Origin of the sequence: Prosthecobacter sp. (assembly GCF_046154365.1) — a bacterium.
Classification (GTDB): Bacteria; Verrucomicrobiota; Verrucomicrobiia; order Verrucomicrobiales; family Verrucomicrobiaceae; genus Prosthecobacter.
Genome location: NZ_JBJXFV010000034.1, coordinates 1 through 18,311 on the forward strand (window position 1 = coordinate 1; position 18,311 = coordinate 18,311).

16 protein-coding genes are annotated in these 18,311 nt (G+C 59.9%); 7 read left to right on the top strand and 9 right to left on the bottom strand.

The window, feature by feature from the left end; genetic code table 11:
• The coding region (locus tag ACKVY0_RS04195; RefSeq protein WP_409213538.1) for a PAS domain S-box protein at positions 1–1,738 on the bottom strand (1,738 nt) is incomplete at its 3' end.
• Between the two features lie 99 nt (positions 1,739–1,837).
• On the opposite strand from ACKVY0_RS04195, the gene ACKVY0_RS04200 reads away from it, so the two are divergent.
• The 7 genes from ACKVY0_RS04200 to ACKVY0_RS04230 all read left to right on the top strand — a co-directional run bounded on the left by ACKVY0_RS04200 (position 1,838) and on the right by ACKVY0_RS04230 (position 10,936).
• Positions 1,838–2,281: an ExbD/TolR family protein gene (locus tag ACKVY0_RS04200; protein WP_409213539.1), complete on the top strand. Its 444-nt coding sequence runs from the start codon at positions 1,838–1,840 to the stop codon at positions 2,279–2,281.
• Between the two features lie 205 nt (positions 2,282–2,486).
• Positions 2,487–5,324 (top strand): hypothetical protein, encoded by a 2,838-nt coding sequence (locus ACKVY0_RS04205; RefSeq protein ID WP_409213540.1) that lies wholly within the window; start codon positions 2,487–2,489, stop codon positions 5,322–5,324.
• Positions 5,325–5,366: 42 nt separating this feature from the next.
• Positions 5,367–5,777 (top strand): hypothetical protein, encoded by a 411-nt coding sequence (locus ACKVY0_RS04210; protein ID WP_409213541.1) that lies wholly within the window; start codon positions 5,367–5,369, stop codon positions 5,775–5,777.
• A 111-nt stretch (positions 5,778–5,888) separates the two neighbouring features.
• On the top strand, positions 5,889–7,976 hold the full coding sequence (locus tag ACKVY0_RS04215; RefSeq protein ID WP_409213542.1) for a TonB-dependent receptor family protein: 2,088 nt from the start codon (positions 5,889–5,891) through the stop codon (positions 7,974–7,976).
• Positions 7,977–8,078: 102 nt separating this feature from the next.
• Complete coding sequence (locus ACKVY0_RS04220) at positions 8,079–8,783, top strand: hypothetical protein (protein ID WP_409213543.1); 705 nt, start codon at positions 8,079–8,081, stop codon at positions 8,781–8,783.
• 32 nt (positions 8,784–8,815) lie between these two features.
• On the top strand, positions 8,816–9,805 hold the full coding sequence (locus tag ACKVY0_RS04225; RefSeq protein WP_409213544.1) for an exo-alpha-sialidase: 990 nt from the start codon (positions 8,816–8,818) through the stop codon (positions 9,803–9,805).
• An 84-nt stretch (positions 9,806–9,889) separates the two neighbouring features.
• The gene (locus ACKVY0_RS04230) at positions 9,890–10,936 is read left to right on the top strand and encodes a DNA adenine methylase (protein ID WP_409213545.1); all 1,047 of its coding nucleotides are present in this window, start codon (positions 9,890–9,892) and stop codon (positions 10,934–10,936) included.
• Here ACKVY0_RS04230 and ACKVY0_RS04235 read toward each other — a convergent pair.
• The 8 genes from ACKVY0_RS04235 to ACKVY0_RS04270 form a co-directional block, all read right to left on the bottom strand.
• Positions 10,925–11,860: a NotI family restriction endonuclease gene (locus ACKVY0_RS04235; protein WP_409213546.1), complete on the bottom strand. Its 936-nt coding sequence runs from the start codon at positions 11,858–11,860 to the stop codon at positions 10,925–10,927. The genes ACKVY0_RS04230 and ACKVY0_RS04235 overlap by 12 nt on opposite strands.
• An 18-nt stretch (positions 11,861–11,878) precedes the next feature.
• Positions 11,879–12,448 (bottom strand): orotate phosphoribosyltransferase, encoded by a 570-nt coding sequence (gene pyrE / locus ACKVY0_RS04240; RefSeq protein WP_409213547.1) that lies wholly within the window; start codon positions 12,446–12,448, stop codon positions 11,879–11,881.
• Positions 12,449–12,470: 22 nt separating this feature from the next.
• The gene (locus ACKVY0_RS04245) at positions 12,471–13,175 is read right to left on the bottom strand and encodes a hypothetical protein (RefSeq protein WP_409213548.1); all 705 of its coding nucleotides are present in this window, start codon (positions 13,173–13,175) and stop codon (positions 12,471–12,473) included.
• A gap of 31 nt (positions 13,176–13,206) precedes the next feature.
• On the bottom strand, positions 13,207–14,925 hold the full coding sequence (locus ACKVY0_RS04250) for an LptF/LptG family permease (protein WP_409213549.1): 1,719 nt from the start codon (positions 14,923–14,925) through the stop codon (positions 13,207–13,209).
• A 121-nt stretch (positions 14,926–15,046) separates the two neighbouring features.
• The gene (locus ACKVY0_RS04255) at positions 15,047–16,306 is read right to left on the bottom strand and encodes a PQQ-binding-like beta-propeller repeat protein (RefSeq protein ID WP_409213550.1); all 1,260 of its coding nucleotides are present in this window, start codon (positions 16,304–16,306) and stop codon (positions 15,047–15,049) included.
• Positions 16,307–16,434: 128 nt separating this feature from the next.
• On the bottom strand, positions 16,435–17,007 hold the full coding sequence (locus ACKVY0_RS04260; RefSeq protein WP_409213551.1) for an NADH-quinone oxidoreductase subunit C: 573 nt from the start codon (positions 17,005–17,007) through the stop codon (positions 16,435–16,437).
• Positions 17,008–17,019: 12 nt separating this feature from the next.
• The gene (gene nuoB / locus ACKVY0_RS04265; RefSeq protein WP_409213552.1) at positions 17,020–17,556 is read right to left on the bottom strand and encodes an NADH-quinone oxidoreductase subunit NuoB; all 537 of its coding nucleotides are present in this window, start codon (positions 17,554–17,556) and stop codon (positions 17,020–17,022) included.
• Between the two features lie 552 nt (positions 17,557–18,108).
• The coding region (locus ACKVY0_RS04270; RefSeq protein WP_409213553.1) for a hypothetical protein at positions 18,109–18,311 on the bottom strand (203 nt) is incomplete at its 5' end.

An 18,311-nucleotide genomic window follows, 5' to 3' on the forward strand; every position in this document is an offset into this window, starting at 1 on the left:
TGTCGCTGATTTCCAGGATGCCCTGCGTGGTGGATTTGCGCCGCAGACTGAGGTGCATCTTGGTGGCACCGCCATGGCGGATGGCGTTGTTCACCGCCTCCTGGGCGATGCGAAAGAGATGAATCTCCGTCTCCTGGCTGATCACGGGGGCTGGACGATCCAGATGGCAGACGCACTCGCGGCGGAAATTCTCCCGCACTGTTTCCGCAATCAGCATCAGGCCGCCAGCAAGGCCACGGTTCTTCACCGCTGCGGGTGAGAGGCCGTGCGAGAGGCGACGCGTCTCCTCAATGGCCGTTTTCATCAATTCATGAATGCGTCGGGCATCCTTTTGCTCTTCCCCGCTCAGTCGGCTTTCCAACGCCTCGACCAAGGCAGCAATGCCGGTGAGCGTCTGGCCGATGCCATCGTGAAGATCATGGCCGATGCGGATGTGCTCCTGCTCCGCCACGCGGATGACCTCCACCTCCAGTTTGCGTCGTTCGGTGACGTCCGTGCCGGTGGTGACGAAGAAGTCGATGCTGCCGTCCGCCTTGTTCACGGCGGTGGAGGCCGTTTCAATCTGGCGCGTTTCACCGCTGCGGGTGCGCATGGAAAGGGTGGCGGCCACCTTGCCTGCGCCCTTCACAAGAGCCTGAAACCGCTGGCGGGACGGGCCGATCTCCTCCGGCCCCATCACTGGCAGCGTCCACACGGCCTTGCCCTTTACCTCCTTCAAGGTGAAGCCGAAGATCTTTTCCGCTGCCGAGTTCACCCGCAAAATGATGCCATCGGCGTCCAGCAGTCCGATCGCGATGGGTGCGTGATCGATCAGCACCTTGTTCAAGTCCGACTCACGCTTCAGCGCGGCCTCCACCGCCTTGCGCTGGGTGATGTCCGTGAGAATCAGCATGCCCTGATGAAAGCCGCCGGTTTCATCACGCAGGCAGGTGGGGGCCGCCATCACCTCCACTCGTTTGCCAGCGTGATGATCAAGCGCAGTGTCAAAGCTCGCAGGCAGCTTCACGCGGCTCTTCATCGTGCGCAGCATTTGATGCATCTCCGTGCGGACACCGGGAGCGGTCACATCCAGCACGCTCAGCCGCAGCAGGGATTTCTTATCATGCCCCAGCATGCGGCAGACGGCGGGATTGGCATCGACGATGTGAAAGTCCGCGTCGAACACCAGCACACCGGCGGTGTTGTGCTGAAACAGGCTGTGGCAGCGCGCCTCCGTCTCACGCAATGCCTGCTCCGCCTCCATCAAGGGCGTGATGATGACCACCATGCCGACTTCGGAGACCACCTTGCCCTCCGCATCGCGCTCAAACGGCCGCATGTAGGCTTGGATCCATTCGTAGCCGCCGTTCTTGCGCAGCACCCGCGTACGAATCGACTGCACCTCATTGCGCCGGCTGTGCATCAGGCGCAGATGCGCCGTCTGGAACTCGTCCAGATCGTTCGGGTGGATGATGCTGAACCAGCCCTTCGCCAGCTTTTCGACCTCACCCGGCTTGTAGCCGTAGAGGCCGGAAACATGCTCCTGCCCCAGCACGAACCGCTGCTCACGATAGTCGTAGAGATAAAAGGCCTGCTGCGGCGTGTTGAGCAGCACCTGCGCCAGTTTCTCCAGCCGCACCGCCTTCGCCTCCAGCTCGCGCAGCTCCTCCAGGCTCATGCCCAAGTCAGGTGCGGCGGCTCGCGTTGCTGGTTTCCCCGCAGCTTTTTTGGTCACCGGCTTTTTTGGAGCTTTCCTCATCAGTCGCAGACAAAACCGACAACCGCGCTGCAAGCCAGCCGTTTTTGCACCCCAAGATTCAATCTTCACCGCCGTGATGACTTGCGGAACTCGCACGCCATGAAACACACCATCCACACCGACACCACCACCCTTGGCTTTCAAATCGCTCCCATGATCGATGTCGTCTTCGTCATCATGCTTTTCTTCATGGTCATGGTCGGCACTGTGAAGGTGGAGCGGGAGCTGATCACCAAACTGCCTAAATCTGGCGACGCATTGGTGAAGTTTCCCGTCGATGAAATCACCATCGGCATCCTCGAAGACGGCACCGTCACGATGAACGAGGAGTCATTCGACTCCCCACGCGATAAAGCGCTGACAACACTCACGAAAACTCTGCGCCGTCTCGCCGCATCCTCGTCGCAGCAGCAGCAAGCCGTGCTCGTCACCATCCAGGCCGAGGAACAGGCCAGCTACGAACGCGTCATCGACGTGCTCAACTCCCTGCACCAGGCGCAGATTGAAAACGTGACCTTCACTGTCGGCGCCCAGGCGCTTTAAGCTGCATTTCTCACACGCCGCATGTGGCTCTGCGGCCTTGTAGCGCGGAATTCCGATTCCGCGACGGCACCGACTCGGTATCGGCTGCGTAGCCGCGAAGCGAATACCGAGCTACAAAAAAGCTGCCAACGCGCTGTTTCCCTCTCACAAGAGAGCGTGTGAAATGCAGGCGACAGTCTTCCTGCACCGCGCACGTTCTCTGCGCATGTCACGCTGCCTCCTGTTCCTGCTGCTCTCGGCACCCGCCTTCGCCCAGCTCGCCAATCGCCCGCCAGCTCCTATGTGGCTGTCTTCGCCAGAAGACGGTAGGGCGGTCACCTTCACTCAAGACGTCAAACACGAAGGCAAACTGCTCAAGGCCGTGCTCCTGACCGCCACGGATGCCACGGTGGAGATCCTGCTCGACGGCAAGAGCATCGCGACAGTAAAAAGTGCCGAAACAGCGACCGGCACTGATCTCACGAAGCAACTGAGCGACGGCAAAACGCATCAAATCGGCCTCCGCGTGCCTGCGAAAGCCAAAGCCGCCGCGCTGCTCGAACTCAACGGCGATCTCGCCGCCGTGCGCTGGATCGTCACCGATGACTCGTGGCAAAACGCCCGCGTCATTGGCTCCACCGACGCTGATCCGGCCACGAATCCCTTCGATTTGAAGAAAACCTTCGACGCCTACAACTCCTGGCAGCTCGCCAAGCCCGGCGCACAAAACCAAGCCACCGATCCGGCCACGCTGACGCTGCCTCCCGGCTTCAAAGCCGAACTCATCCGCTCATCACAGCCCGGAGAAGACTCGTGGGTCTCCATGGCCTTCGATCCGCAAGGCCGCATCACGCTTGGCAAAGAAAAGAAGGGCCTCCTGCGCCTCACGCTCAGCGGCAGCGGCGAGCAAAAAGCCGAAATCATCGACGATGAGCTGCTGGAGTGCCGCGGACTGCTCTACGCACACGGCTCCCTCTTCGCGAACGCCAACAACTCGAAGGCGCTCTTCCGCCTCACCGACAAAGACGGCGATGGCAAATTCGAGGAACGCCAAGAACTCGTCCGCACCGAAGGCGGCGTCGGTCATGGCCGCAATCACATCAAACTCGGCCCCGATGGCGACATCTACGTCGCGCATGGCAACAACGTGTTGCTGCCAAAGAACATCGCGTCCGATTCGCCGCTCAAAAACTACGCCTACGACCAGCTCATCCCGAATCCCTGGGACGGCAGCATGTTCGACGGCAACGTTGAACTCCCCGCCGGCCACATCCTCCGCGTGAAACCCGATGGCAGCAAAGTCACGCTCCTCGCCGGTGGCCTGCGCAACCCGCTCGACATCGCCTTCAACCACGAAGGCGATCTTTTCACCTTCGATGCCGACATGGAGCGTGATGTCGGCACGCCGTGGTACATGCCAACTCGTGTGCTCCACATCGTCCCCGGTGCTGATTTCGGCTGGCGCAGAGGCACAGGACGCTTTCCCGCGTGGTATGCGGACACGCTGCCGAGCGTGATCGACATCGGCCTGTCATCGCCGACAGGAATCTACTTCGGCTACGGCTCCGAGTTCCCGCAGAAGTATCAAGACGCGCTCTACATTCTCGATTGGAGTTATGGCCGCATCATCGCGGTGCATTTGAAGAAAAACGGCGTGAGCTACACAGCAGAGCAGGAGGATTTCGTAACCGGCAGGCCGCTCAATGTCACCGACGGCTGCATCGGTCCCGATGGCACGATGTGGTTCACCACTGGCGGACGTGGCACGCAGAGCGGGTTGTATCGGGTGTCGCCCCTCACCCCAACCCTCTCCCCGAAGGACGACAAAGCCTCAATCTCATCCTCGACGGGGCGAGGGAGCCGATCTTCTCCCTCTCCCCGCCCAACGACAGAACAGCAGACCGATTCAAATCGGGGAGAGGGCTGGGGTGAGGGGCCAAGCACACGCTTTGATCACCACTTCGAGCGCATGAAGCTGGAAAGCCAGCCTGTGGCCGAATGGCGCGAAACAGCACTTCAATCAGGCCAGACGCATGCCTTGCTCGCTCTCGCTCGCGTCGGTGATAAGGGTGATCTCAACGCCATTCTCGATGCGGTGATGCAATCCGCGCCCAAACCGACGCTGGACGCTCTCCGCGTCATCGCCGTCGCCATTTCACGCCAGGGAGAGCCAGCAAAACAGGCTGCGCTGATGAATTGGGCGGCCTATCCAAGCGACAAAACCTTCCTCAACCGCGAACTCTGCCGCCTGCTCGTCTATTTGAGGTCACCCACGGTCATCGAAAAGACGATGCCGTTGCTCAAGGCGGCCACGTCATCCGAAGACCTGCTCTTCTACCCGTTCGTGCTGCGTTACCTCAAAGACGGCTGGACGTTGGAGCAGCGGAAGGTCGCATTCGAAGCGTTGAACAAGGCGGAGAAGATGAACGGCGCGTCCACTTTCTTCAAAGCGATCGCCGACACGCGCAGCGAACTGGCAGCCGCGTTGAAGCCGGAGGAGGCGGTGCAACTGGCAGCGGTGATTCAGCCGTCGAAGCCAGCGGCGTTGTCGCCGCATGCGCTGCCGGGGCATTCGTTCAAGAACTGGAAGATGGAGGACCTGGAGCCGCTGCTGACGAAGATGGATGCCAAGACACGCAATCGCGACAGCGCGAAGGACGCTCTGATTCGCACGCAGTGCGTGTTTTGCCATCGCGTGAGCAATGATCCCAAGCTGCCAGCGGGTGTCTTCGGGCCGGACCTCGTGCAGGTGTCGGCACGCTTCAATCGCCGTGACCTGCTGGATCACATTTTGAATCCGTCGAAGTTCATCGACGAGAAATTCCGCTACGTGACGGTCAAAACGAGCGATGGGAAGACGATCACGGGTAGTCTGGAGAGCGAAGACGATGAACGCGTCGTGCTGCGGCCGAATCCGCTCGCGCCGGAGAAAAACGAGATCGCCAAAGCGATGATCAAGGAGCGCACGATCTCCGAAATCTCGCCCATGCCCGCCGGTTTGCTTAATTCATTGAAGGCGGAGCAGATTCTCGACCTGCTGGCGTGGTTTGAGACGATGAAGTAGCACGGTTGACAGCGAGCAGCGTGCTTCTCATACTCGCCCGCCATGTCCTCCCGCACGCCGCCATCTCTTCTCCTGCGCATAGCGCGGCGGGGGATTGTTGGCGTGGTTTGTCTCTCGCTCGGCATGCACTGGGCGCTGCTGCAAGGCATCGCGTGGACGGGGATGTTGATCTCGTTCGCGCGTGAAGGCGCAGTGATCGAGGCGGTGGAGAAGACGTTCGATGGCCAGCATGGTTGTGCGTTGTGCGCGAAGGTGAAAGAGGGCCGTGATTCGGATCAACAGCGGCCGCAGCAGACGGGACAGTCTTTGAAAAAGATGGACGCGGTGCTGGTGGAGATCACGAAACTGATAGCTCCCGCAGGAGAGAACATTTCGTTTGTGATGATTCGCGCCACGATGGCGCAACGCAACGAGAGACCGGAGATGCCGCCGCCACGATGCGGGCTGGCTTGAATGTAGATCGGTTTTCCAAAACCGATGTCTGAATGCCGGACTGAAGAAGTCCGGCCTACGCCCCCTGCGCGTGCCGCCATTGCTGCGGCTGCCGCCCTCCCATCTCGCTCAATGAAACCATTCTCTTTTCTCATTTTACTCGCACTTTCCGGCGCTGTGCTCGCGCAGACTGCCGCCCCGTCTATCAAACCGCCGACCGAACTCAGGGAAGTCGTCATCACCGCGGACAAAGAGTCGCCGTCTCTCACGGTTCCCAGCCTTGCAGCCAAAAAAGCACAGCTCGCCAAAACGATCCCCGGCGGTGCCGGTGTCGTGGATGCAGAGGACTACAAACGTGGCCGTGCCAGCACGTTGAAAGATGCGCTGGATTTCGCGCCAGGGGTCTTCATTCAGTCGCGCTTCGGGGCGGAGGAGTCGCGTCTCTCCATCCGCGGCAGCGGCATCCAGCGCACCTTCCATGGTCGCGGCATCTGGTTGATGCAGGACGGCGTGCCGCTGAATCTAGCAGACGGCGGCTTCGACATGCAGGCCGTCGAGCCGTTGTCCTCGAACTACATCGAGGTCTATCGCGGTGCGAACGCCCTGCAATACGGTGGCACGACGCTTGGTGGCGCGGTCAATTTCATCTCCCAGACCGGCCACACGGCCAGTCCGTTCCAGACACGTTTTGAGATTGGCAGCTTTAACACCCAGCGCGCACAAATTTCCTCCGGCTTCGTGAGCGGTGACACGGACGTGTATGCCAGCATCAGCGCCTCGCACACGGACGGCTTCCGTGATTACAGCGAGCAGGAAAGCCTGCGCATCTTCGCGAACATCGGCACCAAACTCAGCGCAAACCTCGAAAACCGTTTCTATCTCACCTGGGTGGACAGCAAATCGCAGCTCCCCGGTGCGCTGACAAAAGCGCAGTTCGAGGCCAACCCCCAGCAGGCGAACCCGACCGGAGTCGCCGGTCAGCAGCGGCGCGATTACCAGCTCCTGCGCCTCGCGAATAAGCTGACATTCTCCGATGGTGACAACTCACTGGCGCTGTCTTTGTTCTGGTCATGGAAAGACCTCGATCACCCGATCTTCCAGGTCATTGATCAGCTGAGCAATGACGTTGGTTTTGATCTGCGTTATGACGGCCACCATCATCTCTTCGGTCTGAACAACGATCTGACGGTGGGACTCGGCTTCATGTATGGGAACACCGCGGACAACCGCTATGCCAACGTGAGCGGCCAGCGCGGCGCCCTGCTGGCGCAAAACCGCACGCAGTCGATGAACTTGAACTTCTACGCTCAGGATCAGCTGCATCTCACGGACACCGTGTCGTTCATCATCGGCTCCTCCGTGACCTTCGCGAACCGTGATTTGAATGAGGAGACGCTCTTCGGCCTCGATAACACCGACCGTCAGGAATTCTGGGGCTTCAGCCCAAAACTGGGCCTGCTGTGGGAAGTCACCCCAAAATCGCAGGTCTATTTCAATGCCAGCCGCAGTTTCGAACCGCCCTCATTCGGCGAATTGACCGCCATCGGCGCGGGTTTCCCCTCCCTCGTCGCTTTGAAGCCGCAGACGGCCACCACGCTGGAAATCGGCACGCGTGGTGAGGCGGAGCGCATCGCGTGGGACTTCAGCTACTACTACGCCTGGCTGGATGACGAGATGCTGACCCTCGGCGTGCCGGGCAATGCCACACTGACCACCAACGCCGGCCGCACGATCCATCAAGGCATCGAATTCGCGCTCAATGCCGACCTGTGGCGCAATCTGACCACGGCAGCCGCCGAGGACTATGACCGTCTCGTGCTGCGGCAGAATTTTTTATGGAATGACTTCCGTTTCGCCCGCGACGCCCGCTGGGGCGACCGCATGCTGCCGGGCATGCCGCCATTCTACTACCGTGCCGAGCTGCTGTATGAGCACCCCAGCGGCTTCTACTTCGGGCCCAACGTCGAATGGTCCTCGCGGCGCTTCGCCGCCGACCTGGCCCGCACCACCTTTGCCGATCCCTATGCACTGCTGGGCTTGAAATTCGGCTACAAGACAAAAAAAGGCGTCTCCTTCTTCGTCGAAGCACGCAACCTCACCGATGCGGCCTACTCGCCCACCACCGGTGTCGTGCAAAATGCCACGGTTGGCACGGCCAATCAGGTCTTCCTTCCCGGCGATGGCCGCGCCTTTTACAGCGGTGTCGAATTTAAGTGGTAGCCAATGCGTAGAGCAAAGGGCGAAGGGCGTAGAGACGCGAATCGCCCTTTGCCTGCGCTTCATCTTTCTGACCCCTTGCCCTCTGCTCTTCGCTCTTCGCTCATGAATCCAAAGCTCATCCGCAAACTCCACCGCAGCATCGGCCTGCTCTTCAGTGTGTCCGTGCTCATCGCCTCCGGCAGCGGGGTCCTGCACAACGTGATGACGCGCACGCAGGCGCCGCCGCCCTCCGCACGGCCCTCCGGCGGCGGCATGGATGTGAATGCGATCAAGCTCAGCGTCGCTGAGGCGGTGTCGAAGCTGCCCGAAGACAAACCCGAGGTTCAGGCAGTGAACCTGCGCGGCATCGGCGGCCAGCCGTGGTATCAGATTTACACCAAGACCTCGCGTGGGCCGCAGTACGTCAGCGCGGTCGATGGCAAGGTCGATCCTGCGATGGATGAAGCCTACGCCGCCGAGATCGCGAAGAATTTCCTCGCCGGAGCCGCCGTGAAAAAAACGGACTTCCTCACGGCCTTCAACACGGAGTACATCAACATCTTCCGCATCCTGCCCGTGCATCGTTTTGATACGGGCGATGCGCTGGAGACGCGAGTCTATGTTTCGACCACGACGGGCAGCGTCACGCGTCACACGGACAAACAGCGGCAGTTTGAGGCCACGATCTTCACCAACTTCCACAAGCTCGGTTTCATCCCTGGCAAAGACCTGCGCGATCTCGTGCTCACGGTGCTCACCACGGGAACCTTCCTCGTCGCCTGCCTCGGCATCGCGCTATTCTTTGCCACCCGGCCAAAGAAACGATGAAACTCGGCGGCGATTGCGTACGATTGAGCTTTATGATCCGCCGCCTCACCTTCCTTGCCATTTTCGCCGCCACCACGCTGCATGCGCAGGTGGCGGAACTCGTCTCCGTGGAAAAAATCTGGGACAAGGCCCCGCACAACGGTTTCACCGACCTCACACGCTTTCAAAACCTGTTCTACTGCTGCTTCCGCGAGGCCCCGGCCGGCGACAAGGGCGAGGGCGTCATCCGCACCTTGCTTTCAGCCAGCGGTAAGGTCTGGATCGATAACGTCACCATCAGCGAAAAAGGCATGGACCTGCGTGATCCCAAACTCATCGTCACGCCGGATGGCAAACGCCTGTACCTGCTCTGCGGCGGCCAGTCGGCGCAGGGACGCCAGCCGCGCTATGCCACCACCATGGACGGCAAGGTCTGGACGCCCGTGCAGAAGCTCCTGGCCAAAGGCGACTGGCTCTGGCGTGTCTCGATCAATCCAGCGGACAAACGCTTCTACGGCGTCAGCTACAACATCCATCCAAACTCCGGTGGTCCCGCGCCGGAGAAAGAATGGTCGCTGAAAACGTATGCCAGCGATGACGGCTCCGTGTGGCAGCTCTCCTCGATCATGAACGTGCCGGGCCAAGCGGGCGAAACGACGCTGCGTTTCCTCAAAGATGGCAGCGCGCTGGCCTTGGTGAGCCGGCAGGGCGGTGATCGCAAAGGCGTCATCGGCATGGCGAAAGCGCCGTATCGTGACTGGACCTGGGCGGCGACCGGTTTGCCGCTCGGCGGCCCGAATTTCATCGAACTGCCCGATGGCAAGCTCATCGCCGCCTCACGTGGCATTGGCGCCACCCCCGGCCCGCACATGGTGATCTATGCGATGACGGCCACCAGCCTCACGTCCATCCTCGAACTGCCCAGCAGCGGCGATTGCAGCTATCCCGGCCTCTACTGGCACGATGACCTGCTGCATGTGACCTATTACTCCAGCCACGAAGGCAAGGCTGCCATCTACTACGCGCGGGTGAAGATCAAGTAAGTGCGTACATGCTGATGCTGTAACAGGGAGAAAAAGCCCTGTAACAAGGTTGCTTCGGATACTTCTGTCGATACAGGTGCGCTCATGGCACGCTCATCCACCACTTTTCCGTCCCGCTGGCGATCAGGCAAGACAACGGTGATCCGAGTGCCAACAAAGCTTGCGGACAAACTGGTGGAGATTGCCCGACGAATGGATGACGCGGGAACCATCGTGGTGCGTGAGGAAAGTCATTCGATGACTTTGGAGTTCCCCACTGCGAGACGCGAGGTGCGCTATGAAATGCATCGTCCAGTCAATGTTTCCAGCGTCCCGCAACGCAGCCCGTTCCGCTACCCAGGAGGCAAGACATGGCTGATCCCCCATGTTCGTTCGTGGTTGGGATCGCTTGATCGCACTCCCACCCGCCTGCTGGAACCCTTTGCTGGAGGTGCGGCGGTCAGTCTCACTGTGGGTTTTGAAAAACTTGCCCGCCATGTGGTTTTCTCAGAGATGGACGATGGGGTGGCGTCCGTGTGGCGCGTAGTTTTAAATGGGCAGGCACGATGGCTCGCTGAACGAGTGCGAAACTTTGACCTAAACTTGGAAAACGTACGACGAATCCTCGACGGCACCGAAAGCTCTCTGCGTGATGAGGCATTCCGCACTCTGTTGCGAAACCGTGTCCAGCGTGGAGGCATTCTCGCCAAGGGAGCCGGGCTGATCAAAACCGGCGAGGGTGAACGTGGTCTGAACGCCCGCTGGTATCCAGAAACCCTGGCACGGCGCATCCTTGAAATCAACGAAGTCAAAGACCGCTTCACCTTTGTCCAAACAGACGGGCTGGCTCTTGTCCGCGAGCACCTGAACGACAAGGACACTATCTTTTACATCGACCCGCCATACATGGTGGCGGCTCGTCGTCTTTACACGCACTGGCAGGTGGATCATCGTGAAATCTTCCGACTGATGAGCAAGGCCAAGGGGGACTTCCTGATGAGTTACGACAACACTCCAGAGATTCAGGCATTCGCGGATGAATTCGGCTTCGAAACCCGCCAGGTGGCGATGAAAAACACCCACCACGCGAAGATGACCGAGCTGCTGATTGGTCGTGATTTGAGCTTCTTGAACCGTGGATCAGGCAACTGATATGAGTTTGGCCCTGATCTGCGCCTCAAATGCCTCCTGAGGAAGCGGCACACCACCGGTAAGCGCCTTCAATGTGTTGTCGAGTTTCGAGTAGAAACAACGCGAACGAGCCAGCCTGAACGAACCGCCCTCCGGCTCATACTTCACCACGAACCACGCAATGTCGGCATTGCTCAGATGTTTGACCTCCTCCAGGCCCACGAGTTCGGCAAAGAAGGATTCATCCACGCAAACCGCCATTTTTCTACCCCAGCGGCTCAGCTCCGGCACCTTGCTCAACAACTGTGGCAGCAAACGCTTGGGACCACTGCTCCTGAAGTCGGGGTGTCGTTTCCCCACAGGAAAACGAATGTCGTCAGGATGTTCGTGAATGTCCTGAAAGTCAGGGGCCATTGCCTTGCCTGAAAAATAGACCGCTTGCAGCTCCAAGGCACACCAATGAAGACGAGGCGAGATCTCGGGATGAACTAGAATGTTATCAATGCGTCCGATGAAATCTGCGTCTTCAGAATCCTGCTCTTTCCCTTCGGTGATTCGCTGAAGAAACCGAATCTCGCCCAGCACTTTCGGAGTTTGCGTCCCCAGCATGACCTCGCCTACCCAGCGGAAAATCTCCTCCCGATCAAAAAAACGGCTCGGGCACACCGTCACTGGGCTTCCAAGCTTGAACTGGTCGCGCGCATCCTCGCGTGAGTAGCTGCGAAGCGTGCAGACTCCTCCTGCTTTATGACACTTTCTCCCGGCACGGAACGGGCATGGCACGATTTTGACTTTCTTTGACAGAGCGATCTTTGCCAGACGGCGGCGTGCATCCGCAGTCATGCAGGCCACATCCTGCCCATACCATTCAGCAATACCGAAAAACTTGGGCGGACGCTGTGCCTTTGTCTCTTCCTTTGAGTGTTGATCCGGTTCGTTGGACATATGGGTGTGGCAGATCAACTACACCAAGTCGGCACGCGTGAACGCGGCGACGACGGGATAGCCGGCGCTTTCGATGGCCTCACGGCCACCTTCGTCGCGATCGACAAGAATGAGGGCGAAGGCGACCTTGCCGCCTTCCTCCTGGATCGCTTCAATCGCCTTCAACGTTGATCCGCCGGTGGTGATGACGTCATCGACGACGACGATGGGCTCATCCGGTTTGAAATTGCCCTCGATGCGTTTGCCGCGGCCATGGCCCTTGGCTTCCTTGCGCACGACAAAGGCCTGTACCGGCTTTGCGTCGCCCGCCATGCTGGAACTCATCGCCACGGCGAGCGTGATCGGGTCTGCGCCCATCGTCAAACCGCCGAGTGAGCCGATGCTAAGGCCGCGTTTCGCTTCTTCCTGGCGCAGCAGGTCATGCAGCACGCGCCCCACGAGCACCGCACCACGCGAATCGAGCGTGGTGACGCGGCAATCAACATAGAGATCACTCTCCTTGCCAGAGGCGAGGGTGAATTTGCCCGTCTTGACGGACTTTGATTTCAAAATCTGGCGGAGTTCTTCGCGGTCTTGCTGGAGGGACATGGGGCTGGATGCTAGATGCTGGTTACTGGATGCTGGATTCGGAGGTGGTGATCTCCACCTCGAATTCGACGGTGGCTGTTTCGGTGTTTGCTGGCTCGTCCGCAGCAGGCTCTGCGGGTTCGGCTGCTGGTGTGCTCTCTGTTGGTTCAACAGCATCCGGGGCTGGAACGACGCCATCAACGGTCAGCGTCACGCCCACGGCCTTCGCCGCTTCGGCGGCAGGACCGCCGAAGGCGAGGAGGGTGGCGACTTCGTCCTGCATCTGGGCGATTTCGTCGAGTTTCAGCTCGGGATCGCGCACGATGAAGATTTCGCCGGTCTTGCGGTTTTCGTAGAAGAGCATCTTGTTGCCATCGACTTCTTTCTCGGCGGTCTGCACGAGCTGGCGTTTGCGTTCGAGCATGAGGGCGAGGATGTAGCGCGCGTTGTCGGTGCGGGGATCGCCATCTTCGATGAAGCGTTGCAGCAAAGCTTGCGCGCTTTCCTTCGGTGCGATCTCGGGCCTGGCCTCGACGATGTTTTTTTGATACACGGTTTTCCAGGCGGCGACGGGCTTGCGCTGCTCCAGTTCCTGCGCCCAGGCGTCGTTGCACACGTCACGGCGGACGTAGCCGTTTTCCTGCGGATCAAAGTGGATGGTGGTGTGAAAGCTCTCGCCATCCTCGAACGGACGGCCGGTGAGGGCGCATTCATGAGCACGGCTGCGGATGGACCAGTTTTGCTGCATCAACGAGGTTTAAAGTTTCAGGTTGGAAGTTTCAAGTTCCCGACGCGTCAGGCAGCGGGGTGCGGCGATTGCGCGGACGTGCAATCTGCGGTTTGAGCTTGGAGAGTTTGAACTTAAAACTGGGCAGGTCGCGGTTCTGCGAGCGGAAGTGGAACAGCACGAGTCCGAGCGAGCCAAACAGCAGATGCGGCACCCACACCGTGAACCAGGGCGGCAGATGACCGCCTTTGCCGAGATTGAGGAAGAGATTGTTCACGAACATGAAGATGAAAAAGATGAACACACTGCCGGCGATGCCGCCCACAGAGCCACGCCGCGAATACGCCACTCCAAGCGGCGCGGCGACGAGCACCAGTGCGAGCGCCTGCCACGGCAGGGCGAAGCGATGCCAGAAATGCGTGCGGAAAGGGGCGAGCTTGTCATCCGCGGCCTTGGGATGTGCCTGGAGGTAGGAGACGATTTCAGGCACGCTCATGAAATCGGCCCGCAGGGCGTAGCTGACGATGCTCCAGGGGGTTTCCTCGATGCCTGGCACTTCCAGAATGCGCTGGCCGTCGCTGCGTGCGGGGAAGGGCCGGATCGCCGTGACCTGACCGTCCTGGTAAATCATTTCACTGCCGTCGTAAAAGCGCCAGCCACCGCGTGGCGTCCAGCTTGCGGTGGGTGCCAGGATCGTACGCGCCGGGGTGCCGTCGGCATGTTCCTCGCGCACCTGCACCCCATGCATGCGCGCCTGGCCGCTGCGCAGCGAAAACGGGAACGTGGCCGCGAACCAGGTGCGGTGGGTCTGCTCATTGCGAAACATGATGGAAGACGCCATGATCGAATCCGCGCCTTTCTCAGCGAGGGCGCGCACCACGGCCTTGCGATTGCCCTCCGCGCGTGGCGCCCAGTAGTAGTTGGCGGCTAGGCTCAGAAAGGCGGCGTACACCGTGCAGAGAAAGATGGGCTGCAGCACCTGGCCGAGGCTGCGGCCCGCGCCGAGCATGGAGATGATCTCGTTCGCGCGTGACATGCGTGTGAGTGCGTACAAAGCGGCCAGCAGCAGCGCCACCGGCATCACCGTGACGTAAATGTACGGCAGCAGGCCGAGGTAGAAGCCCAGCACCTCGCCAAAGCTCGATTTGGCATACTGAAAGTCCTTTAGGTTGTCCAGCAGGTCCATGATGATCCACAGCGAGCAGAAGGACACGAAACAGAACACCAGCGGATGCGCAAACGTGCGCAGCGTGTAGCGCTCCAGCAGTCCGGTGCGCCGGTAGTAATGCAGCGCGAACGGCACGGAGAGCAGCGCCAGGGTGATACTCACCAGTTTGAAGGCAAAGGCCACGGGTGCTGGCGGCTCGCCCATCTCCGTCATCTGGGAGTGCGCGATGTATTCCACCAGCTCGCTGGCAATGACCCAAACGGCCAAGGACACGGAGGCGACACTCACCGGGAACATCAAACGGCGCAGATCGCCCCAGCGCCGCCAGATGACGAGCAGCAGCACCATCGTGCCCAGGGTGACCCAGAGGTTGAGATAAGGCAGCACGCCGGCCAGCACTAAAATGCCTTTGGGCACCGCCATCTGCGCCATCTGCGCCTGCTGGATCGCCTCCCCGGCCGCATCGTCCGGATGCGTGCGGTGCCAGCCGAGTGCGATGGCGAGGACCACCCACCCAATCGCCACGGCAAAAGAACCGCGCCCCAAATAGGGGAGTTCACGCGCCTTTTGCCAGGCCTGGATCACACGTTGCTGCCACTTCATGCCGGAGAGGCGCGAGAGTCGGCCAGAGGGCCGAAGGCGTCAAGGCTGCACGGTCACTGGGCAAAAAAGAAGCCCGGAGTTTGAACTCCGGGCTTCACACCTTGAATCTTGATCGCTGCGATCAGTTCAGATCAAGGCAGACGCCTTCCACGGTGCTGCGGGCAAAAATTTTGCCATTGGCGAGGACCGGGTAGCTCCAGACTTTGCCGTCGAGCACGTCTTTGCGCGCCACTTCCTTGTATTTGTCAGGCTTGGCCTCGGCGATGACGATTTCGCCTTTGTCGCTGGTGGCAATGATTTTGTCGCCCGCGAGGATGACCTGGCCGGGGCCGAAGCCTTTTTCAGCCCACTTGTCCTCGCCGGTGCGGATGTCCACGCAGGCGAGGGGGCCTGCGCCGTATTCCTTGAAGCTGAACATGCCGTAAAGATAGCCATCTTTGACGACCGGCGTGCTCCAGTGGTTGAAGCACTGGTTTTCACGACGCCAGATCTGTTCGGCGCTGAGTTTGCTGCCTGCTTTGCTGAGCTTGAAGGCACCGGCACCGACGCCGTAACCGGCAGAGCAGTACACGATGTTCTCAAACACGACCGGCGATGCCGCAGTGCTCACCTTGTAGGGGAAGGCGGCACGCCACAGCACTTCACCTTTCTTTGGCTCAATGCCAACGAGGCCGGTCTGGGTGAAGAAAATGGCCTGATGTACGCCGAGGATGTCAGCGAGGACCGGAGTGGCATGGGTCATCTTGTCGTCCTCGCCTTTCCACACGATTTTGCCGGTGTTCTTGTTCAAACCGATCAGCGCCTGGCCTGCGCCGCCACCGGCGAGCATCAAAATATCGCCGTCGATGAGCGGGGAAGCGGCGTTGTGCCATTTGATCTGCACGCCGGCGTTTTCCTTCATCACGTCGTGGCTCCAGACCTTCTCGCCGCTGGCGGCGTCGAAGCAGAAGACGCCGAGCATGGAGTCGATGACATAGACCTTGCCACCATCCACGACAGGCGTGGAACGGGAGCCGTCGCCGCCCTTGTTGTCAGGCGTGCCGGAGTCGCCGCCGCCGTCGTATTTGGCGATGACGGTCAGAGGCTTGCTCCAAAGCTGCTTGCCGGTTTTTTCATCCAGGCAGGCGAGCATTTCACCGGTGTTGCCATCGGTTTCGCCGGTGACGAGCGTGTAGGCTTTGCCGCCTGCGACGGTGAAGGAGCTGAAACCGAGGTTCGTGGGTGATTTCCAGACTTCTTTGAGGCTCCATTTGGCGCCGGTAACAGCGGGAACGATGCCATTGCCCGCCGGACCGCGGAAAGTGGCCCAATCGGCGGTTGCGGAAAAAGCAGTCGTGGCGAGCGCCAGACCGAGGACGGTGGTGAGGTGAGTGCGTGTCATGATGAGAGTGAGGAAACGTGAACGGCGGTGCGATGTGTCTCTTTCCTGTGCCTACGGAACACGCGGAACAAACAGAAAAATCCATTCTGAACCTTTCCGTGTATTCCGCGTGTTCCGTAGGCCAAGAATTATTCCGTTGGCCTGCGTGAACGCGGCTCACGAGTCACCGTGTCTCCGGTTCCAGCACTGGTGACGAAGGGGCCATCCGCCATCGGGGCGGTCTTGGTGAAGCCGACGTCGGGCATGTCGCTGGGCTTGCCTTCGAGGGGGAAGTCTTTGCGCAGCGGGAAGTAAGGATAGCCTTCCCACATCAAAATACGGCGCAGATCGGGATGACCGCTGAACTTGATGCCCATCATGTCCCAGACCTCGCGCTCGTGCCAGTTCGCGGTCGCCCAGATGTCGCTCACGGTGGGGACGGGTTCGTCTTCGGCCACGGCGGCGCGGATGCGCAGGTGCTCATGATGACCGTAGCCGTAAATTTCGTAAACCATCTCAAAACGCGGCTCCCGGCCCAGGTAATCAAGGCTGGAGACATCGACGAGGTAGTCGAAGGCCAGTTCGTCACGGCAGTATTTCAGCAGCGGCTTCGCGCTGGCGAGTTTGACGACGAGCGTCTGCTCACCACGGAATTCCTTCACTTCCAGCACGGCATCACTGAACTTTTGCTTCAAGGCCTCGGCCATTTGGGCGGCATTCATGGTCGTAAAAAATTAAGCGGTGAGTTCGGCGATGAGTTCGCGCTTCTGATCGACGAAGGAGTGCTCGGTCTCGATTTTGCGTTGGAGGCGCATCATGCCTTCCAGCAGCGCCTCAGGCCGCGGTGGGCAGCCTGAGATGTAAACATCGACTGGGATGATCTGATCCACGCCCTGAAGCACCGCATAGCTCCGATACATTCCGCCGCTCGAAGCGCAGGCACCCATGGCGATGCACCACTTCGGCTCCGGCATCTGATCCCACACACGTTTCACGGCGAGGGCCATCTTGTAGGTCACCGTGCCGGCCACGATCATGACATCGGCCTGACGGGGGGAGAAACGCATCACTTCCATGCCGAAGCGGCTCAAATCGTAGCGGCTGCACGCAGCGGCCATCATTTCAATCGCACAGCAGGCCAGACCCATCGGCATCGGCCACATGGAGTTCTTGCGCATCCAGTTGATGGCGGCGTCCATCTTGGTGAAGATGATATTGCCTTCGATCTTCGAATCGTAAGCAGCAACGGTGGATTCAGCAGGGGCGACCATGAGGCGTGGGGTTTGAGACGGTAAGGATTTACGCCCCGTGCGAAGGAGCGGCAAACAGATTGTGAATCTTTTCACAAAGGGGGCTGCGGACGCACCCAGCGAAGCATGGCATCGGTTGATGACAAAAAATCATTGCCCTCCGGCACAGCGGCTGGCTACTTCTGCTTATGTCAGACTCATTTCTCCGCTACACCGACCTCGCAGCGGCGATCCGGTTGGCCCGGTCACATGGAATGAGCACGGAGCAGATCATCCGAGCGCTGACGGGTGGCATGGTCTATATAAAGAAGCGCTTCGACTCGCCCGGAGAGCTGCACCGATCATGGATCTTTCGGTCCAGGAGTTCATGCAACTCCGCAAGAACCTCCCATGATCAGGCTTGTTCGACTTTGGCAATGAAGCGCTCGCTGTAGCCTTCTTTGAGGAGCTGGTCGCGCTTGACGGGTTTTCCCTTCGCTGCCGCCTGCTGCTTGACGGCCTTGAGCAATTGCGCGATGCCCTGATCAAGCAACGGATCGTCACTCTTGATCCAATGTCGTTAAGTTAAGGCGATCACAAGTTTTTGTATGCGGTGGGCGCCATGCGTTTGGCGCGAGGCGTGCGCGGATTGGAGCGCCCTGGGCGTATTAGGCAGCGGGCACGTTGGAAGCAGCCGTTCAAGCTGCGCAGCGCTGCGTCGAGCAGGTGTCCCAGCCCTTGCCACAGCAGCTTGGGCAAGTGACGGCACACGGCTGCCAGCGCATGCGTGCGGTTGA

Bases quoted from the DNA above. Each gene is read 5' to 3' on its own strand.
- pyrE (WP_409213547.1), bottom strand. From the start codon at position 12,448: ATGTCCCTCCAGCAAGACCGCGAAGAACTCCGCCAGATTTTGAAATCA.
- ACKVY0_RS04220 (WP_409213543.1), top strand. From the start codon at position 8,079: ATGAATCCAAAGCTCATCCGCAAACTCCACCGCAGCATCGGCCTGCTC.
- ACKVY0_RS04260 (WP_409213551.1), bottom strand. From the start codon at position 17,007: ATGAATGCCGCCCAAATGGCCGAGGCCTTGAAGCAAAAGTTCAGTGAT.
- ACKVY0_RS04205 (WP_409213540.1), top strand. From the start codon at position 2,487: ATGTCACGCTGCCTCCTGTTCCTGCTGCTCTCGGCACCCGCCTTCGCC.
- ACKVY0_RS04200 (WP_409213539.1), top strand. From the start codon at position 1,838: ATGAAACACACCATCCACACCGACACCACCACCCTTGGCTTTCAAATC.
- ACKVY0_RS04230 (WP_409213545.1), top strand. From the start codon at position 9,890: ATGGCACGCTCATCCACCACTTTTCCGTCCCGCTGGCGATCAGGCAAG.
- ACKVY0_RS04255 (WP_409213550.1), bottom strand. From the start codon at position 16,306: ATGACACGCACTCACCTCACCACCGTCCTCGGTCTGGCGCTCGCCACG.
- ACKVY0_RS04235 (WP_409213546.1), bottom strand. From the start codon at position 11,860: ATGTCCAACGAACCGGATCAACACTCAAAGGAAGAGACAAAGGCACAG.
- ACKVY0_RS04210 (WP_409213541.1), top strand. From the start codon at position 5,367: ATGTCCTCCCGCACGCCGCCATCTCTTCTCCTGCGCATAGCGCGGCGG.
- ACKVY0_RS04245 (WP_409213548.1), bottom strand. From the start codon at position 13,175: ATGCAGCAAAACTGGTCCATCCGCAGCCGTGCTCATGAATGCGCCCTC.
- ACKVY0_RS04215 (WP_409213542.1), top strand. From the start codon at position 5,889: ATGAAACCATTCTCTTTTCTCATTTTACTCGCACTTTCCGGCGCTGTG.
- nuoB (WP_409213552.1), bottom strand. From the start codon at position 17,556: ATGGTCGCCCCTGCTGAATCCACCGTTGCTGCTTACGATTCGAAGATC.
- ACKVY0_RS04225 (WP_409213544.1), top strand. From the start codon at position 8,816: ATGATCCGCCGCCTCACCTTCCTTGCCATTTTCGCCGCCACCACGCTG.
- ACKVY0_RS04250 (WP_409213549.1), bottom strand. From the start codon at position 14,925: ATGAAGTGGCAGCAACGTGTGATCCAGGCCTGGCAAAAGGCGCGTGAA.